Source organism: Streptomyces sp. NPDC058632 (assembly GCF_042717095.1).
Taxonomy (GTDB): Bacteria; Actinomycetota; Actinomycetes; order Streptomycetales; family Streptomycetaceae; genus Streptomyces.
This window is the reverse complement of the sequence record NZ_JBHXQZ010000017.1, coordinates 80,042-96,606: the sequence shown is the minus strand read 5'-3', so window position 1 is coordinate 96,606 and position 16,565 is coordinate 80,042. Positions and strand designations below refer to the sequence as shown.

The 16,565-nt window shown below is 72.7% G+C and carries 12 protein-coding genes and 1 riboswitch; of the genes, 3 read left to right on the top strand and 9 right to left on the bottom strand.

The annotated features are described in order from the left end of the window. The first annotated feature begins 49 nt into the window (after window positions 1–49). The gene (locus tag ACFWVE_RS09725; RefSeq protein ID WP_384010024.1) at window positions 50–4,966 is read left to right on the top strand and encodes a DNA repair ATPase; all 4,917 of its coding nucleotides are present in this window, start codon (window positions 50–52) and stop codon (window positions 4,964–4,966) included. Window positions 4,967–5,018: 52 nt separating this feature from the next. After that, window positions 5,019–6,245 carry a cytochrome P450 gene (locus tag ACFWVE_RS09720; protein ID WP_384010016.1) on the top strand — a complete coding sequence of 409 codons (1,227 nt, stop codon included), beginning with the start codon at window positions 5,019–5,021 and terminating at the stop codon, window positions 6,243–6,245. A 508-nt stretch (window positions 6,246–6,753) separates the two neighbouring features. Here ACFWVE_RS09720 and ACFWVE_RS09715 read toward each other — a convergent pair. The 9 genes from ACFWVE_RS09715 to ACFWVE_RS09675 all read right to left on the bottom strand — a co-directional run bounded on the left by ACFWVE_RS09715 (window position 6,754) and on the right by ACFWVE_RS09675 (window position 14,465). After that, entirely contained in the window at window positions 6,754–8,013 is a 1,260-nt protein-coding gene (locus ACFWVE_RS09715) for a cytochrome P450 (protein ID WP_384010013.1), read from the bottom strand. After that, complete coding sequence (locus ACFWVE_RS09710; protein WP_384010010.1) at window positions 8,010–8,627, bottom strand: ATP/GTP-binding protein; 618 nt, start codon at window positions 8,625–8,627, stop codon at window positions 8,010–8,012. Before ACFWVE_RS09710 ends, ACFWVE_RS09715 begins: the two co-directional genes overlap by 4 nt. After that, a complete protein-coding gene (locus ACFWVE_RS09705) occupies window positions 8,608–8,964 on the bottom strand; it encodes a DUF742 domain-containing protein (protein WP_384010004.1) in 357 nt (118 codons plus the stop codon). Before ACFWVE_RS09705 ends, ACFWVE_RS09710 begins: the two co-directional genes overlap by 20 nt. Next, window positions 8,961–9,419, bottom strand: a complete 459-nt coding sequence (locus ACFWVE_RS09700) for a roadblock/LC7 domain-containing protein (protein ID WP_384009999.1) — start codon at window positions 9,417–9,419, stop codon at window positions 8,961–8,963. Before ACFWVE_RS09700 ends, ACFWVE_RS09705 begins: the two co-directional genes overlap by 4 nt. 87 nt (window positions 9,420–9,506) lie before the next feature. Further along, a complete protein-coding gene (locus tag ACFWVE_RS09695; protein WP_384009996.1) occupies window positions 9,507–11,270 on the bottom strand; it encodes a sensor histidine kinase in 1,764 nt (587 codons plus the stop codon). 395 nt (window positions 11,271–11,665) lie between these two features. Beyond that, complete coding sequence (locus ACFWVE_RS09690; protein WP_384009991.1) at window positions 11,666–12,607, bottom strand: energy-coupling factor ABC transporter ATP-binding protein; 942 nt, start codon at window positions 12,605–12,607, stop codon at window positions 11,666–11,668. Next, window positions 12,604–13,353, bottom strand: a complete 750-nt coding sequence (gene cbiQ / locus ACFWVE_RS09685) for a cobalt ECF transporter T component CbiQ (RefSeq protein ID WP_384009985.1) — start codon at window positions 13,351–13,353, stop codon at window positions 12,604–12,606. The genes ACFWVE_RS09690 and cbiQ overlap by 4 nt, the downstream gene beginning before the upstream one ends. 6 nt (window positions 13,354–13,359) lie before the next feature. Next, window positions 13,360–13,734 (bottom strand): energy-coupling factor ABC transporter substrate-binding protein, encoded by a 375-nt coding sequence (locus ACFWVE_RS09680; RefSeq protein ID WP_384009978.1) that lies wholly within the window; start codon window positions 13,732–13,734, stop codon window positions 13,360–13,362. Next, window positions 13,731–14,465 carry an energy-coupling factor ABC transporter permease gene (locus ACFWVE_RS09675; RefSeq protein WP_384009972.1) on the bottom strand — a complete coding sequence of 245 codons (735 nt, stop codon included), beginning with the start codon at window positions 14,463–14,465 and terminating at the stop codon, window positions 13,731–13,733. The genes ACFWVE_RS09680 and ACFWVE_RS09675 overlap by 4 nt, the downstream gene beginning before the upstream one ends. 29 nt (window positions 14,466–14,494) lie before the next feature. Then, window positions 14,495–14,704, bottom strand: a riboswitch (cobalamin riboswitch). A gap of 234 nt (window positions 14,705–14,938) precedes the next feature. Here ACFWVE_RS09675 and ACFWVE_RS09670 point away from each other — a divergent pair. Beyond that, window positions 14,939–16,546: an ABC transporter substrate-binding protein gene (locus ACFWVE_RS09670; RefSeq protein ID WP_384009968.1), complete on the top strand. Its 1,608-nt coding sequence runs from the start codon at window positions 14,939–14,941 to the stop codon at window positions 16,544–16,546. Window positions 16,547–16,565: the final 19 nt, after the last annotated feature.

Below are 16,565 nucleotides of genomic sequence, written 5' to 3'. Positions count from 1 at the left end.
CACCGGCACCGGCACCGGCACCGGCGCCGGCGCCGGCGCCCACGTCACCGTGGACGGCGGCACCTACCAGGTGCTGCGCGACCGCCTGACCGCGCAGGCCGCCGAACTCGCCCGACGTGCGGAGGGGCTGAACCGGCTCCGGATCGAGACCTTCGGCACCGCCGAACTGCGCCTCGCCGGCACCGAACGGCTGCGCACCGACCGCACCAGCGTGCCCCGCGACATCGTCGCCGTGGGCGACGTGCTCCTCTTCGGCTACGGCGCCCAGCCCCGCCCGGAGACGGACACCGCGGTCGGCGACGTCCTCGCCGCGCACGACCGCGACCTGAACCGGCTGCCCGACGGCGCCGTGCCCGGACTCCTCGGCGACCCCGGGTTCCTGCGGGAGTTCGGCGCCCTGCACCGCTACTACCGTCAGGCCCGCCTGCTGCGGCTGCGCCGCGTCGACGGCAAGCTCCTCGCCGTGTTCCAGACCGGCGAGAAGGCCGGCGACATCCGCGTCCTGCGCTGGTCGGTGTCCGAGGACGGCCGGGCGGCCTTCCTCGACGCGCGCGGCGACCGCGACCACGCCCGCACCCCGGCCCCGGACATCGCATGGACCCGCACCACCCGTGAGGACCACGTCGTCGGCCGGCACCCGCACGTGCGCGTCCAGGACGAACTCTTCGTCGACACCCTCGGCGGCACCCTCACCGTCAAGACGGAGAACGACACCGGCACCCCCGACGGCATCCACACCGAACCGGTCGACGAGCCGCTCCAGTCCCTCGCCGACGCGGAGATCGCCCACGCCCGCGTCGGGGCGCTGATCCTGCTGCGCGTCCTGCCCTACAAGGAGAGCGCGCACCGCCACCTCGTCTTCAACACCCTCACCCGGACCGTCGTCCGCCTCGACGGCATCGGCCGGGGCTGCCGGCGCCTGCCGGACGACCAGGGCATCGTCTTCCCCGGCGGCTACTGCCTCGCCGCCGGCACCCACAAGACGTACGGACTCGACACCACCGGCATGGAGTTCGAACGCGAGGTGCGCTCGCCCAACGGCGAGGACGTGCTGTACGCCTTCCACGCCCCCGGCCGGGGCCGCGCCCTGCTCCTGTCCTACAACGTGATCCGCAAGGAGGTCGCCGCACCGCTGAGCTGCCACGGCTGGGCGCTCTCCGACGACGGCGCGCTCACCCTGCTGCGGCCCGACGGCGACGAACCCGCCCGTGTCCACCCGCTCCAGCTGTGGCACTCGCCCTACGTCTCCGACACCCACGCCGCGGGCCGGCCCGTCGGCGACGGCCCCCTCGACCGGATCGGCAACGCCGACCTCGTCCGCGGCATCTCCGCCTGCCTGTCCCTGGTCCGCTCCGTCACCGGGACCACCCCGACGACCGAGGTGTACGAGGCCCTGGCCGCCGCCTGCGTCCGCACGGCCGACGCCCACCACTGGCTCGGCGAACCCGAACTGGGCGACCTGCGCGGCCCGCTGGAGGACGTACGCACCACCGCCGAACAGGTCCTGGCCGAGTTCGAGGCCGTACGCGACCTCGGCCGCCGCGCCGCCGCCGCGCTCGACGAGGCGGCCGGCCGCATCGGCTCCGTGGTCCGCAGGCTGCGCGGGGAACAGCCCCGCGAGGCCGCCGCCTGGGTCGCCGGCCTCACCGAACTCCGCCACGCCCAGGGTCATCTGCTGACCCTGAAGGAGATGCGGTACGCCGACCACGCCCGCATCGACGAACTCGCCGCCGACGCCGGCCACGACCTCGACTCCTTCGGCCGGCGCGCGGTCACCCACCTCGCCCACGCGGACGCCTTCGCCGCCCACCACGCCGACGTCGAACGCCTCGTCGCCGACGCCGAACAGATCGACACCGCCGCCGAGGCCGCCCCCGTCACCGCCCGCCTGGACGAACTCGCCGACGGACTGAGGACGGTGACCGAGGTCGTCGCCGGACTCGACATCGGCGACGCGACCGTCCGCACCGCCGTCCTGGAACGCGTCGCCGAAGCACTCGGCGGTGTCAACCGCGCCCGCGCCACCCTCGACGCCCGCCGCCGAGGCCTGCGCGACCGCGAGGCCCGCGCCGGATTCGCCGCCGAACTCGCCCTGCTCGGCCAGACCGTCACCGGCGCCCTCGCGACCGCCGCCGACCCCGAGTCCTGCGACGAACAACTGACCCGCGTCCTCGCCCAGCTGGAGACCCTGGAGTCCCGCTTCGCGGAGTTCGACGACGTGCTCGGCGAACTCGCCGACCGGCGCACCGAGATCTACGAGGCGTTCGCCGCCCGCAAGCAGAGCCTCACCGACGCCCGCGCCCGCCGCGCCGAACAGCTCGCCTCCGCCGCCGAACGCGTCCTGGAGACCGTCGCCCGACGCTGTGCCACCCTCGCCGACACCGACGAGGTCAGCACCTACTTCGCCTCCGACCCCCTGGTCGCCAAGGTCCGCCGCACCGCCGGCGAACTCCGCGACCTCGGCGACCGGGTCCGCGCCGAGGAACTCGACGGACGGCTCCGCTCCGCCCGGCAGGAAGCCGCCCGCGCCCTGCGCGACCGCACCGACCTCTACGCCGACGGCGGCCGCGCCATCCGCCTGGGCAGCCACCGCTTCGCCGTCACCACCCAGCCCCTCGACCTCACCCTCGTCCCGCACGGCGACGGCCTCGCCTTCGCCCTCACCGGCACCGACTACCGCGCCCCCGTCACCGACCCCTCCCTCGACGACGGCCGCCGCTACTGGAACCGGCACCTGCCGTCCGAGTCGCCCGAGGTCTACCGCGCCGAACACCTCGCCGCCCGTCTGCTGCACGAGCACGGCCCCGACGCCCTGCACGGCACCGACGACCTCGCCGCCCTCGTACGCCGGGCCGCCGAGGAGGCCTACGACGAGGGATACGAGCGCGGCGTCCACGACCACGACGCGACCGCCCTGATCACCGCCGTCCTGCCCCTGTACGACGGGGCCGGGCTCCTGCGCCACGAGCCCGCCGCCCGCGCCCTCGCCCTGCTCCACTGGACGCACGGCACCACCGCCCCCGAACGCGCCGACCTCACCCGCCGGGCCCGCTCCCTCGCCCGCGTCCGCGACGCCTTCGGCCCGCCCCCGGCCCTCGCCGACCTGCGCGCCGAACTCGCCCGCAGGATCGCCGGCCGGGACGAAGACGGCACCGGCACCGGCACCGGCGGTGCGTCGGCCCGCCCGGAGGCCGCGGCCGCCTACCTCTTCGACGAACTCACCACCGGACCCGACGGGTTCGTCATCAGCGCGCAGACCCGCACCCTGCTCGACAAGTTCCGCCGCACCGTCGCCACCGAGGCCTACGACGAGGACCTGCCCGCCCTCACCGGCCTCACCGCCCGCCGCCAGCTCGTCGAGGCCTGGCTGTCCGCGTACACCGCCGCGACCGGCAGCCACCTCACCCCCGGCGACCTCGCCGAGGCCGTCGCCGCCGAACTCTGCCCGGACACGCCCCGCCACGAGTCCGACGCGCCCCTCACCGTCACCGTGGACGGCCTGCTCGGCACCCACCCCCGCATCACCGACCGCCGCCTCACCCTCCGCCTGGACGAATTCCTCGCCCGCACAGAGGAGTTCAGGGACCGCGACACCCCGGCGTTCCGCGCCTTCCAGCGCAGCCGCACCGCCCTGGTCACCGCCGAACGCACCCGGCTGCGCCTGGACGAACACCGACCGCGCGTGATGTCGTCGTTCGTCCGGGGCCGTCTCGTCGACGAGGTCTACCTCCCCCTCATCGGGGACAGCCTCGCCAAACAGCTCGGCACCACCGGCGAGTCGGGCCGCACCGGCACCGGCGGCCTGCTCCTGCTCGTCTCCCCGCCCGGCTACGGCAAGACCACCCTCATGGAATACGTCGCCGACCGGCTCGGCCTCGTCCTGGTGAAGATCAGCGGCCCGGCGCTGGGCCACTCCGTGACCTCGCTCGACCCGGCCGAAGCGCCGAACGCCACCGCACGCCAGGAGATCGAGAAGATCAACTTCGCGCTGGCCGCCGGCAACAACACACTCCTCCACCTCGACGACATCCAGCACACCTCGCCCGAACTCCTCCAGAAGTTCATCCCGCTCTGCGACGCCACCCGCCGCGTGGAGGGCGTGTGGGAAGGCGCGCCGCGCACCTACGACCTGCGGGGCAAGCGCTTCGCCGTCTGCATGGCCGGCAACCCCTACACCGAGTCCGGCGACCTCTTCCGGGTGCCCGACATGCTGGCCAACCGCGCCGACGTGTGGAACCTCGGCGACGTCCTCACCGGCAAGGACGACGCCTTCGCCGCCAGCTTCATCGAGAACGCCCTCACCGCCAACACCGTCCTCGCTCCGCTCGCCGGCCGCGACCGCGGCGACCTCGACCTGCTGATCCGCCTCGCCGAGGGCGACCCCACCGCCCACGCCGACCGGCTCACCCACCCGTACGCGCCCACCGAACTGGACCGCGTCCTGGCCGTCCTGCGCCACCTGCTCACCGCCCGCCGCACGGTCCTCGCGGTCAACGAGGCCTACATCGCCTCGGCCGCCCAGTCCGACGACGCCCGCAGCGAGCCGCCGTTCCGGCTCCAGGGCTCCTACCGCAACATGAACAAGATCGCCCAGCGGATCCAGCCGGTCATGAACGACGCCGAACTCTCCGCGCTCATCGACGACCACTACGCGGCCGAGGCGCAGACCCTCACCACCGGCGCCGAGGCGAACCTGCTCAAGCTCGCCGAACTGCGCGGCACACTCACCGCCGCGCAGGCCGCCCGCTGGGCCGAGGTCAGGGCCGCCCACGTCCGCACCCACGCCCTGGGCGGACCCGACGACGACGCCCTCATCCGCGCCGTCGCGGCCCTCGCCCTCCTCGGCGACCGCATCGCCGCCGTCGAGTCGGCCATCACCCGTGCCGCCGATCCGCGAAGGGCGACTTTCGGCCAACGACCGCCAAGCGCCCAAGAGGACCCAGGACAGGACTGTCCCGGCCGATGAATGATCAATAACCTTGTGCGGTACATCAGTTATTGAACCCCCAGGGAGCTTCATGTCCACCGCGCAGCAGGTGCCCGACATCCTCTCGCCCGAGTTCGCCGCGAACCCCTACCCCGCCTACCGCGTGATGCGCGACAGCGCGCCCCTCATCTGGCACGAGGCCACCCAGAGCTACATCGTCTCGCGCTACGAGGACGTCGAGCGCGTCTTCAAGGACAAGAACAACCAGTTCACCACCGACAACTACGACTGGCAGATCGAGCCCGTGCACGGCAAGACGATCCTCCAGCTCAGCGGGCGGGAACACGCCGTGCGCCGCGCCCTGGTCGCCCCCGCCTTCCGCGGCAGCGACCTCCAGTCGAAGTTCCTCCCCTTCATCGAGCGCAACTCGCGCGAGCTCATCGACGCCTTCCGGCACACCGGCTCCGCCGACCTGGTCACCGACTACGCGACCCGGTTCCCGGTCAACGTGATCGCGGACATGCTCGGCCTGGACAAGGCCGACCACGCACGCTTCCACCGCTGGTACACCTCCGTCATCGCCTTTCTCGGCAACCTCTCCGGCGATCCGGAGGTGGCCGCGGCGGGGGAGCGCACCCGGGTGGAGTTCGCCGAGTACATGCTGCCGATCATCCGGCAGCGCCGCGACAACCCCGGCGACGACCTGCTGTCCACGCTGTGCGCCGCCGAGGTCGACGGCGTGTCGATGAGCGACGAGGACATCAAGGCGTTCTGCAGCCTGCTGCTCGCCGCCGGCGGCGAGACCACCGACAAGGCCATCGCCGGCATCTTCGCGAACCTGCTGCTGAACCCCGAGCAGCTCGCCGCCGTCCGCGAGGACCGCAGCCTCATCCCCAGCGCGTTCGCCGAGACGCTGCGCTACACCCCGCCCGTCCACATGATCATGCGTCAGTCGGCCACCGAGGTCTCCCTCAGCGGCGGCACCATACCGGCCGGTGCCACCGTCACCTGCCTGATCGGCGCCGCCAACCGGGACGGGAGCCGTTACCGCGACCCGGACCGCTTCGACGTCTTCCGCGAGGACCTCACCACCACGACCGCCTTCTCGGCCGCCGCCGACCACCTCGCCTTCGCCCTCGGCCGGCACTTCTGCGTGGGCGCCCTGCTCGCCAAGGCCGAGGTCGAGACCGGTGTGAACCAGCTCCTCGACGCCATGCCCGACGTACGGCTCGCCGACGGCTTCGACCCCGTCGAGAAGGGGGTGTTCACCCGGGGACCGCAGTCCCTGCCGGTGCGCTTCACTCCGGTCACGGACTGACCCCCCGGGGGACGGACACGGGCTCCACCCCCAGGGAGCCCGCCTGTCCGCGCCGCCCCGGGCCGGTCCGGTGGGTCATGCCGGAGTCGCGGCGCCCGGCACGCCAGCCCCCGAACTCCTCGAGCGGGAGGCACCCCGGCGGAGGGTCCTTGTGAGCGGAGCGGCCCCCATCGCGTCGGCGCCCTCCTCCGCCGTACAGCCGCACGACCGCACGCGCCGGGCCCCGCTCACCTCGGCCGGAAGGACGCCGCCGCTCACCTCCGAGCCGACCCGCCGCCCCCAGGGCCGGTCCGGTGGGTCATGCCGGAGACGTGGGATCCGGCACGCTCATCTGCGGCGTTGTCGTCGGTTGCCGGCTCCCCCGGGCTCCCGGCTCCGCCCGAGCGGGGAGGGACCCCCCTCGCGTCGGCGCGCCCTCCTCCGCCCTGCGGCCGAACGCACCGGACCCCACTCGCCCCGGCCGGACGGACACCGCCGACCGCCTCCGACCCGATCCGCCGGACAGGCCCTAATGCACCACCGGCGTGAACTGCACCGGCAGCGCCGACAGTCCTCGCATCCAGATCGACGAACGCCAGGACAGGTCCTGCGCCTCCACCGCGAGCATCAGGTCCGGCAGCCGGTCCAGCAGGGTCTCGACGGCCGTGCGCGCCATGACGTCGGCCAGCAACGGGGCCGGGTAGGGGCAGCGGTGCTCCCCGTTGCTGAACGACAGATGCGCGGAGTTCTCCGCACCGACGTGCCCGTCGGGCCAGATCTGCGGATCCGTGTTGGCCGCCGCCAGCCCCAGCACCAGGCAGTCGCCCGCCCGGATCTGCCGCCCGCCGAGCTGTGTGTCCCGCACCGCCCACCGGCCGATGAAGTTCTGCGTCGGCGTGGCCAGCCACAGCACCTCGTTGAGCGCGTCGGCCACGCTGAGCCGGCCGCCCGAGACGTTCAGCGCGAACCGCTCGTCGGTGAGCAGCAGCCGCAGCGTGTTGCAGATCCAGTTCGCGGTGGGCTGCTGAGCGGCGGCGATCACCGAGATCAGGTCCTGGACGACCTCCTCGTCGGTCAGCCCCGCCGGGTGCAGCAGCATCCGCGAGGTGACGTCCGCACCCGGCCGCTCCCGCTTCTCCTTCACCAGCCGCGTCAGTCGTTCGGCCACCCGCCCGTACGCGGCGACCGGATCGTCGCCCTCGGCCGCGTCCAGCGAAATGCGCAGGTCGTCCACCAACTGCTGGGTGTCGGTGGCGTCGAGCGGCATCCCGCACATCTGCACGACGGCACGGGCCGGCACGGCGTGCGCGTACTGACTCATCAGCTCCGCGCGCCCGCTCCCCGCGAACTCGGGGATGAGCCGGTCGGCGATCCGCCGGCAGTCGCGGGCCAGCTCGAACTGGTCGACACCGCCCAGCGCCTCGGTGATCACCCCGGCCCGCCGCCGGTGCTCGTCGCCCTCCGTGAACAGCACCGACGGCTGATATCCGACGAACGGCAGCAGCGGCCAGTCCGGCGGGATGTCCGGCCACTGGTTCCAGCGCCGCGAGTCCCGCGCGAACAGTTCGTCGTGCCGGGTCACGTAGGTGACCTCGGAGTAGCCCATCACCAGCCAGGCCGGGATGTCCCCGTCGAGCAGCACGGGGGCGACCGCGCCGTGCTCACGGCGCAGCGCCCGGTACAGCTGTGACGGGTCCTGCTGGTACTCCAGCCCGGCCAGGCGCACCGCGCCCGCGTGGGCGGGGCAGCCCGGCGGGGCCGGTCGTGCGGAGGATCCGGTGTCGGTCACGGTGTCGTCTCCCGGGCCATGGCCAGTGCGTAGAGGTGGTCCACGAGGGTGATCAGTACGTCCTTGCCGGAATGCCGGCTCCGCGCGTCGCAGTCGATCAGCGGCACGCGATCGGGCAGCGCGAGCGCCTGCCGTATCTCGTCCAGGGAATACCGGGCCTCGTCGTCCTCGAACCGGTTCACGGCGACGACGAACGGCGTCCGGTGGTGCTCGAGCCGGTCGATCGCGTACCAGGAGTCGTCCATCCGCCGGGTGTCGACGAGGACGACCGCGCCCAGCGTGCCGGAGAACAGCCGGTCCCACAGGAACCAGAAGCGCTCCTGCCCCGGAGCGCCGAACAGGTAGAGCACCATGCGTTCGTTGAGACTGATCCGCCCGAAGTCGAACGCCACGGTCGTGGTGGTCTTCGTCGTGCCTTCGCCCGGCTCGTCGACGCCGATCCCCGCCTGCGTCATGACCTCCTCGGTGGTCAGCGGCCGGATCTCGCTGACCGAGTGGACCAGGGTGGTCTTGCCGACGCCGAAACCACCCACGATGACGATCTTCAGGCCGGTTTCGGCGGCGTCGGACAGGGGCGTGCGACGGGAGGGGAGCTCAGATGTTGCGGAGCCCATGGAGAACCTCCTGGAGAAGGGCGGAGTCGGGGAGCGAGGCGACGGACTTCGCCGCGTGCGGATGGCGGGCCGTGATGCGGTTCGTGGCGAGCAGGTCACCCAGCAGGATCCGCACCACGGTGATGGGCAGGTTCAGCTCCGCGGCGATCTCGACCAGGGCCGTCGGATGACGGCACAGGTCGAGGATCCGGGCATGCTCCGACTGCATTCCGGGGGTGGGCTCGCACTCACTGACCACGAGGGTGACCAGGTCGAACGAGTCATCGGTACGGCTGCGTCCGTTGGTGACCAGGTAGAGCCGGTCGGGGTCACCGGTGTCCACGGGCCTGCGCATCACGACGTGGCACTTCCCCGGGCGGGCGTCCGGGGCTCGGCCCGCAGGTGCTCCCCGATCTGCTCGACCAGCTCCGTCATCTGATGGCCCACCACGCTCGGGTCGGCGCTCTCGTCCGCGAGGGCCGCCAGGTGCGCCCCCTCACCGGCCTCCACGATGAACAGCAGGCCGCCGTGGAACTCGGTCATGGAGTGACGCACCCCGCCGGTCCCGTCGCCGAACTCGACGGAGGCGCCCTGCGCGAGCGCCTGGATTCCGGAACAGATCGCCGCCAGTTGGTCGGCCTGGTCGAGCGACAGATGCTCGGACCAGCACAGTTTGAGGCCGTCCCGGGACAGCACCAGCGCGTGCCGGGTGCCGGGGGTGCGCTCCAGGAGACTCTGCAGAAGCCAGGTGAGGCTGTTGTCGGTGGTCTGCATGGTGGGTGTCGGGACGGTGGCGCCGGGCTGACCGGTCACCGCCCGTTTCTCCAATCTCACGAACTCGAGCAGGGGGGATGGGACGCCGATGCCCCGGGCGCCGTACGGGTGGACGATGGTGTGGGTCTACGAGGACGCCGGCGGCCCGGATTCCGGCCCGCCGGCCCTGTTTCCGGACTGGCGGCCCCGGTGGAAGGCACCGAAGCGGGAGCCCGCGTCGCGCGCCGTACCGTCCGCCGGGGCGCTGTTCGCGGGGCCGGCGGAGGGCCGGCGCTGCTCGCGCTCGCGCTCCGCCTCGGCCATGGTGCGTCCGGGCCTGCGGACGGGCAGCCCGTTCGGCGTGGCGCTTCGGGACCTGCCGCCCTGCCCGGAAAGTTCCGGCCGCCCGGCGGGCCGCTCGGCGGCGGGACGCGGTGGGGCGGTGCGGGGCATCTCCACGGCGGGCAACGCTGCGGGCGCGGGCGCCGCAGGGAGGGCGGGCGTGGCCTCGGCCACGGGCGGGGCGGCGGGCGGGCGGCCCGCGGCCTGCCCGGGGCCCGGGTCCCGCTGCTGGGCGAGCAGTTGCGGGGGCAGCAGGACGACGACGCCGGTGCCGCCGCGCGAGGACGGCCGGAAGTTGACATCGATGCCGTACTTCGTCGCCAGCCGCCCCACGACGGCAAGACCGAGTCGCGTGCCCTGCAGCGAGGCGAGGTCGGGCACGAGGCCGGCCACCGCCTCCTCGGCGTGGCGCATCGCCGCGTCCGCCATCTTCAGGCCGCTGTCCTCGATCGTGACGACGATGCCGGCGCTGCGCTCCTCCACGTACACGTGGACCTCGTCGATCGGCGGCGAGAAGTTGGCAGCGTTGTCCATCAGCTCGGCGAGCAGATGCATCACGCCCTCCGCCGCGAACCCGGAGACCGCCGCGGTGCTCGACGAGTGCAGCCGCACCCGCCGGTAGGCGGCGATCCGGCCGACCGCGCCGCGCAGGATGCTCTCCATCACGATCGGCTTGTTCCACGCCCGGCTGGACCGGCCGCCCATGAGCAGTGCGAGGCGGTCCGTCATGAGGCCGAGCTGCGACGTGCTGTGATCCAGCTTCAGCAGATCGCCGAAGACCTCCTCGCCGTGCCGCTCCTGCATCTCCCTCAGGTCGGCGAGCATGCTGACCGCCTTGGCCTGCACGCGGCTCAGGGACTTCGCCGAGGTGGCCTGCGCGGCGGAGGCCCGGCGCTCGCTGCGGGCCAGCTCCCGGACGAACGATTCGGCGGGGGCCCGGAGCATCGGGGCGTGCGACCACTCGAACTCGGCGAGCACCGTGTCCGCCGAGCTGCCCTCGCGCAGTTTCGCCACGGCGGCGGGCAGCGCCTTGTGCGTCAGCCGCTCCACTTCGGCGGCGGTCTCGTCCATTTCCTGCCGGGCCTGAAGGAGTTCGGTGTTCAGGGCCGCGGCGTGCTGGACGGACTCCTCGCAGACGGCGGCGAAGGCGTGCATGATGCGCCGCAGCTGCGGGTCGGACGGCTCAGTCACGCTCGCGAGGGCGTCGCCCGTACCGGTTCCGTCACGCAACCGTTTGACGACGGCCGGCATCGTGACGTTCACCAGGTACGCCGACTCGGCGGTGAACTGGTCCAGTCGGCCCCTCAGCAGGTCCGCCTCGTCACCCCGTTTCCAGGCCGCCCGACGGGCCCGGCCGACGAGCAGGGCGCCGACGAGGACCGTGACGGCCACGCAGCACCAGGCGACCAGGGCCGACGCGAGCGTCCACGTGGTGGCGTCGGCAGGCGCCATCGCCACCGCCGTCCCCGCAGCCGCCGCGCTCACCACCAGGACGACCACGGGGATGGCCGGCGAGGCCTGGGGCGCCTTCGCCGGCCGGTGCTGACTGGGCGGTGCAGGCACTGACATTCAGCGGTCCCTCGATACTCGAGTGCAGGAAGGGGAAGGGCCGACGGCACGCGCGCCGACCGCGGTCCGGGACGGATCCGCCAAGAGGACGGCCAATCTCCGGATCGAAACTGGCCCCATGGTAGTCATCCGAATGAGTGCCGGAACTTGCCTGCGTGCACGGTCCGTCGCCGGAGCCGATTTCGTCGTGAATTTGCTGGTGGAACATGGCGGCGTGGTACGGCTGTCGAGCGGCTACCAGCGCGCCCGAGAGGCTTGGACGCAGGGGCACCGCTTGTCCCTCGCACCCGCAACGCCCTCCGCTTCCAAGCCGGTTCAGCGCACGTGCCCCGTCTCCCGGTGGCCGATTTTCGGCCAACTGTACGGTACTGGAGCGTTGTTGTGATCGAAAGGACTCACGATGCGGGGTCGTCGGGATCACCTGCAAGGGGGACTTTCCGGATGATGCGGTCAGTGGGCGGAGCACTCCGCCGGCGGGTCGCGGCCACCGCCGCCAGTTCCTCCGGGGTGCGAGGGGCGCCACCCCCGTCGGCCGGCAGCCCCCACGCACGCAGCAGGTCCGCGGCCGCGACGCCCCACGGAAGCCGCAGGCCGGCCGCCCGGAGGAGTTCGCCGCGGGCCAGCATCCCGGCGACCGGCCCGGTACGCACCCCGGACGGGGTGAGCAGCGCGGCGTCGTCGGCCCAGCGCAGGGCGAGATCCACGTCGTGGGTCGCCATGACGACCGTGGTGCCCCGCTCGCGCAAACCGGCGAGCGTGGCGAGCAGCCGTTCCTGACCGTCCGGGTCGAGACCCGCGGTGGGCTCGTCCAGGATCAGGACGCGCGGCCGCATCGCCACCGCACCCGCGATCGCGGTCCGCTTGCGCTGCCCGTAGGACAGCAGATGGGTGGGCCGTTCGGCGAGCGCGGTGATGTCGAGCGCGGCCAGCGCCTGTGCGACCCGCGCCCGTACCTCCGTGTCGGACAGTCCGAGGTTCAACGGCCCGAACGACACGTCCTGGCCCACGGACGCCGCGAACAACTGGTCGTCGGGGTCCTGCACCACCAACTGCACCGTCGTCCGCAACCGCGTCAGTCCCTTGCGGTCGTACCGGACGGGCCGGCCCTCCACCGTCAACTCGCCGCCGCTCGGCCGCAGTCCACCGCTCAGCAGCCGCATCAACGTGGTCTTGCCGCTGCCGTTGCGGCCCAGCAGCGCGAGCGCGCGCCCCTGACGCACCTCGAAGTCGAGGCCGGTCAGCACGGCCGGGCCGTCCTCGTACGCGAAGGACGCGTCCCGCAGGGCGACCAGCGCGGGACCGTTCGGTGCGGGACCGTTGGGCGCGGGAGCACTCATGACATCCGGCTTTCCAGGAGAAGGGTGACGGCGACCAGCGCCACGAGCAGCAGCACGCTGACGGCCGTGAACCGTACGGAGATACGCGCCTCGGGCACCAGGACGCGCAGCGTGCCGTCGTAGCCGCGTCCGGCGAGCCCCGTCTGCAGCCGCGCCGCCCGGTCGAAGGACCGGACGAACGCCGTCGCGCCGAGCCCGCCCAGCGAACGCCAGGACGCCGCCCGGGTGGTGTGCCCCAGCCGGGCCGCCTGCGCCTGACCGACCCGGCGCACGGAGTCGAGCAGCAGGAAGCTCATGCGGTACGTCACCAGGGCCACGTCCACCAGCGGTGCGGGCACCCCGGCCCGCACCAGGCGCGGCAGCAGGTCCGACATCGGCGTGGTGAACGCGAACAGCAGCACCCCGAGGGACGCCGCCGAAGTGCGCAGCAGCAACTCACCCGCGCGCAGCGGCCCTTCGGGGGCCGGTGACACCAAACCGCCCGAACCGCCCACCTGCACGAGCAGCGTGAGCGCCCCGGTGACGCAGAAGCCCAGCGGCACCCGGTAGGCACGCCACAGCCGCCGGCCCGGCACCCCCGCCGGGCCCAGCAGCACCGCGAGCGCGGTCACCAGCACCAGCGCCGCGCCCGGCCACGGCGGCAGGGAGATCGCGAGCACGGTGAGACCCAGTCCGAGTACGGCCTTGTCCACCGGATGACGGCGGCGCCAGCGGCTGCTGTGCGCCGCCGCGTCGATCGGCAGCACGCGCGATCAGGCCCGGGGCCCGGGGGAGACCGCCTCGCCGGGGCCGGGGCCGGGGCCGGGCGCCGGCTGCTGCTCCCGGGCCCGCTCCGCGCCCTGCCGGCGCCCGCGCCGCACCCCGAAGTAGTACGCCAGGACACCCGCGCCGACGGCGGCCTGGAGGGCGAACAGCCCCGACTCGATCTCACCGGACGGGGGTTCGTACAGCGGCGAGAACCACGGCTCGTAGTCCGGTTCGATCTCGGTGATCGCGCTCTGAGCCTCGCCGTCCGCACCGGCGAACGGTTCCTCCTTGTGGTCGCCGAGCCCGAGCGCCAGTGGCAGCACCGCGAGCGCGGCCACGGCGAGCAGCAGCAGCGTGTTGATCTTCGCGTTCCTGGTCATCGCGCCACCTCCGATTCCGTTCCCGCCGTCCCGGCCGTTGCCGACGCGGCGGGCCTGTTGCGGGCGACTTCGGCCACCAGCACGCCGAGACGGGCCAGTTCGCCCCCGCTGGACTGCACCAGCAGGCGCATCACCAGCACGGTCAGCAGCCCCTCGCTCACCGCGAGCGGAATCTGCGTGACGGCGAAGATGGAGCCGAACTTCCCGAGCGCGCCCAGGAACCCGCTCCCCGGGTCGGGGAAGGCGAGAGCCAGCTGCACGCTGGTGACGCAGTACGTGGACAGGTCGGCGACGAACGCGCCGCAGAACACCGCCGCCATCAGCGGCGCCCCGCACCGCCGCGCCAGCCGGTACACGCCGTACCCCGCCCACGGCCCGACGACCGCCATGGAGAAGACGTTGGCGCCCAGCGTGGTCAGCCCGCCATGGGCGAGCAACAGGGCCTGGAACAACAGGGTGATGGTGCCCAGCACCGCCATGACCGGCGGCCGGAACAGGATGGCGCCCAGCCCGGTGCCGGTGGGATGGGAGCAACTCCCGGTCACCGAGGGCAGTTTCAGCGCGGACAGAACGAAGGTGAACGCCCCCGAGGCACCGAGCAACAACGTGCTCTCGGGATGTTCCCTGACTTCACGGATCAGCGACCGGGCTCCGTGGACGACGAACGGCGCCGACGCGGCGCCCCAGGCGACCGCGTGCGCCGGTGGCAGAAAACCCTCGGCAATGTGCATGGCTCAGCAGACCCTCTCCAGCACCTCGTGGATGGTTGACGCGCCTTGGCCGGTCTCCTGGCTGACGGGTACCACCGCCCGAGCTCCGCCTTCCCGGGTCCTGGATGGACCCAGTGGCTGCCCCGTCGGTCCTGTCGGGGACAGGACCAGGGGCCGGAGCCGGACTTCCCGATCACAGTGGCGAGGGCCGCACCGGTATCGCACCGGATTTCCCGTTCACCAAGGCGTGGCGACAGTAGACCGGCTCCGGCCCGGTGACAAGCGGGTACCGGGGGCGCGCGGACGGCGTTCCGCAGCCCGTACCCCCGCGCACACCTGCGGTCTTGACGCCCGACGCCCGTCGATGGCAGGGGGTGGCACTCGGGCGGCCGCAGATCGCCGAAGTGCCGGCATGAGGGGCCGGGGCCCTGGGCAGAACCTTGCTGCAATTAATATGCAACAACGCATTCCAGTCAGCAGAGGTGTGAGGTTCGATGACGACCCGACGAATACGGCGTACCACCGGCGCGGCGACCACCGCCGCCGCGCTCGCGCTGGCCGCCGCCTGCTCGGCGCCGACCGGCGGCTCGGACGCCGGCGCGGGCGGCGGCGGGTCCGCCGAGTCCGTGGTGATCGGCGTTCCCTCCGAACCCGACACCCTGAGCCCCCTGCTCGGCTACGGCAAGGACGGCAACTCCAAGATCTTCGACGGGCTGCTCGCCCGGGAGGCCGACCTGGAACTCAAGCCCGCCCTGGCGAAGGCCCTGCCCGAGATCGGCGACGACGGCCGCACCTACACCTACACCCTGCGCTCCGGCGTGACGTTCAGCGACGGCGAACCCCTCACCGCCGAGGACGTGGTCTACACGTACGAAACGGTGCTCGACGACAAGACCAACAACACCGCCAAGAGCGAACTGGACGCCGTCGAACAGGTCCGCGCGGACGGCGACGACAAGGTCGTCTTCACCCTCAAGTACCCGTACGCGGCCTTCGCCGCCCGCACCGTCCTGCCCATCGTCCCCGAGCACATCGCGGGCGGGCAGGACCCCAACACCGGCGCCTTCAACACCGAACCGGTCGGCACCGGACCGTACGTCCTCACCGGCTGGAGCAAGGGCGAGAAACTCACCTTCAAGGCGAACCCGGACTACTGGGGCGGCGCCCCGAAGGTGAAAAAACTCACCATGGCGATCATCGCCGACGACGACGTCCGCGCCACCCGCCTGCGCTCCGGCGACCTCGACGGCGCGACCCTCCCGCCCAACCTCGCCGCCACCTTCAAGAACGACGACGGCCTCAAGACCTACCGGGCCACCTCCTACGACTTCCGCGCCGTCACCCTCCCCACCGCGAACAAGGTCACCGGCGACACCGCGATCCGCCGCGCCCTCGACCTCGCCGTGGACCGCAAGGCCATGGTCGACAAGATCCTCGACGGAGCAGGCCGCCCCGCCTACGGGCCGCTGCCCCTCGACGACACCTGGTACACCAAGGACATCGAACGCCCCCAGGACCTCGCCGGGGCCGAAAGCATCCTCGACCGCGACGGCTGGAAGGCCGGCAAGGACGGCATCCGCGCCAAGGACGGCGTCCGGGCCTCCTTCACCCTCTACTACCCCTCCGGCGACAAGGTCCGCCAGGACCACGCCCTCGCCTACGCCTCCGACGCCAAGAAGGCAGGCATCGACGTCAAGGTCGAGGGCGCCACCTGGGAGGTCATCGAACCCCGGATGGGCAAGGACGCCGTCCTCGCCGGCTTCGGCAGCACCGGCGACCCCGACTTCGGCCTCTACACCCTCCTGCACTCCTCCCTCGCCGGCGACGGCTTCAACAACATGGCCCGCTACGACAACCCCGCCGTCGACCAGGCCCTCGAAACCGGCCGCCGCAGCCAGGACCCCGAGGACCGCAAGGCCGCCTACGACGACCTCCAGCGCGAACTCGTCAAGAACCCCGGCTACACCTTCCTCACCCACATCGACCACCTCTACGTCCTCGCCGACCGCTGGGACGCACTCACCACCCAGGTCGAACCGCACGAGCACGGCTTCGCCAGCGGCCCCTGGTGGAACGCCGAGGACTGGAAGCCGAAGAAGTGACCCCACTGCCCTGGGGCCC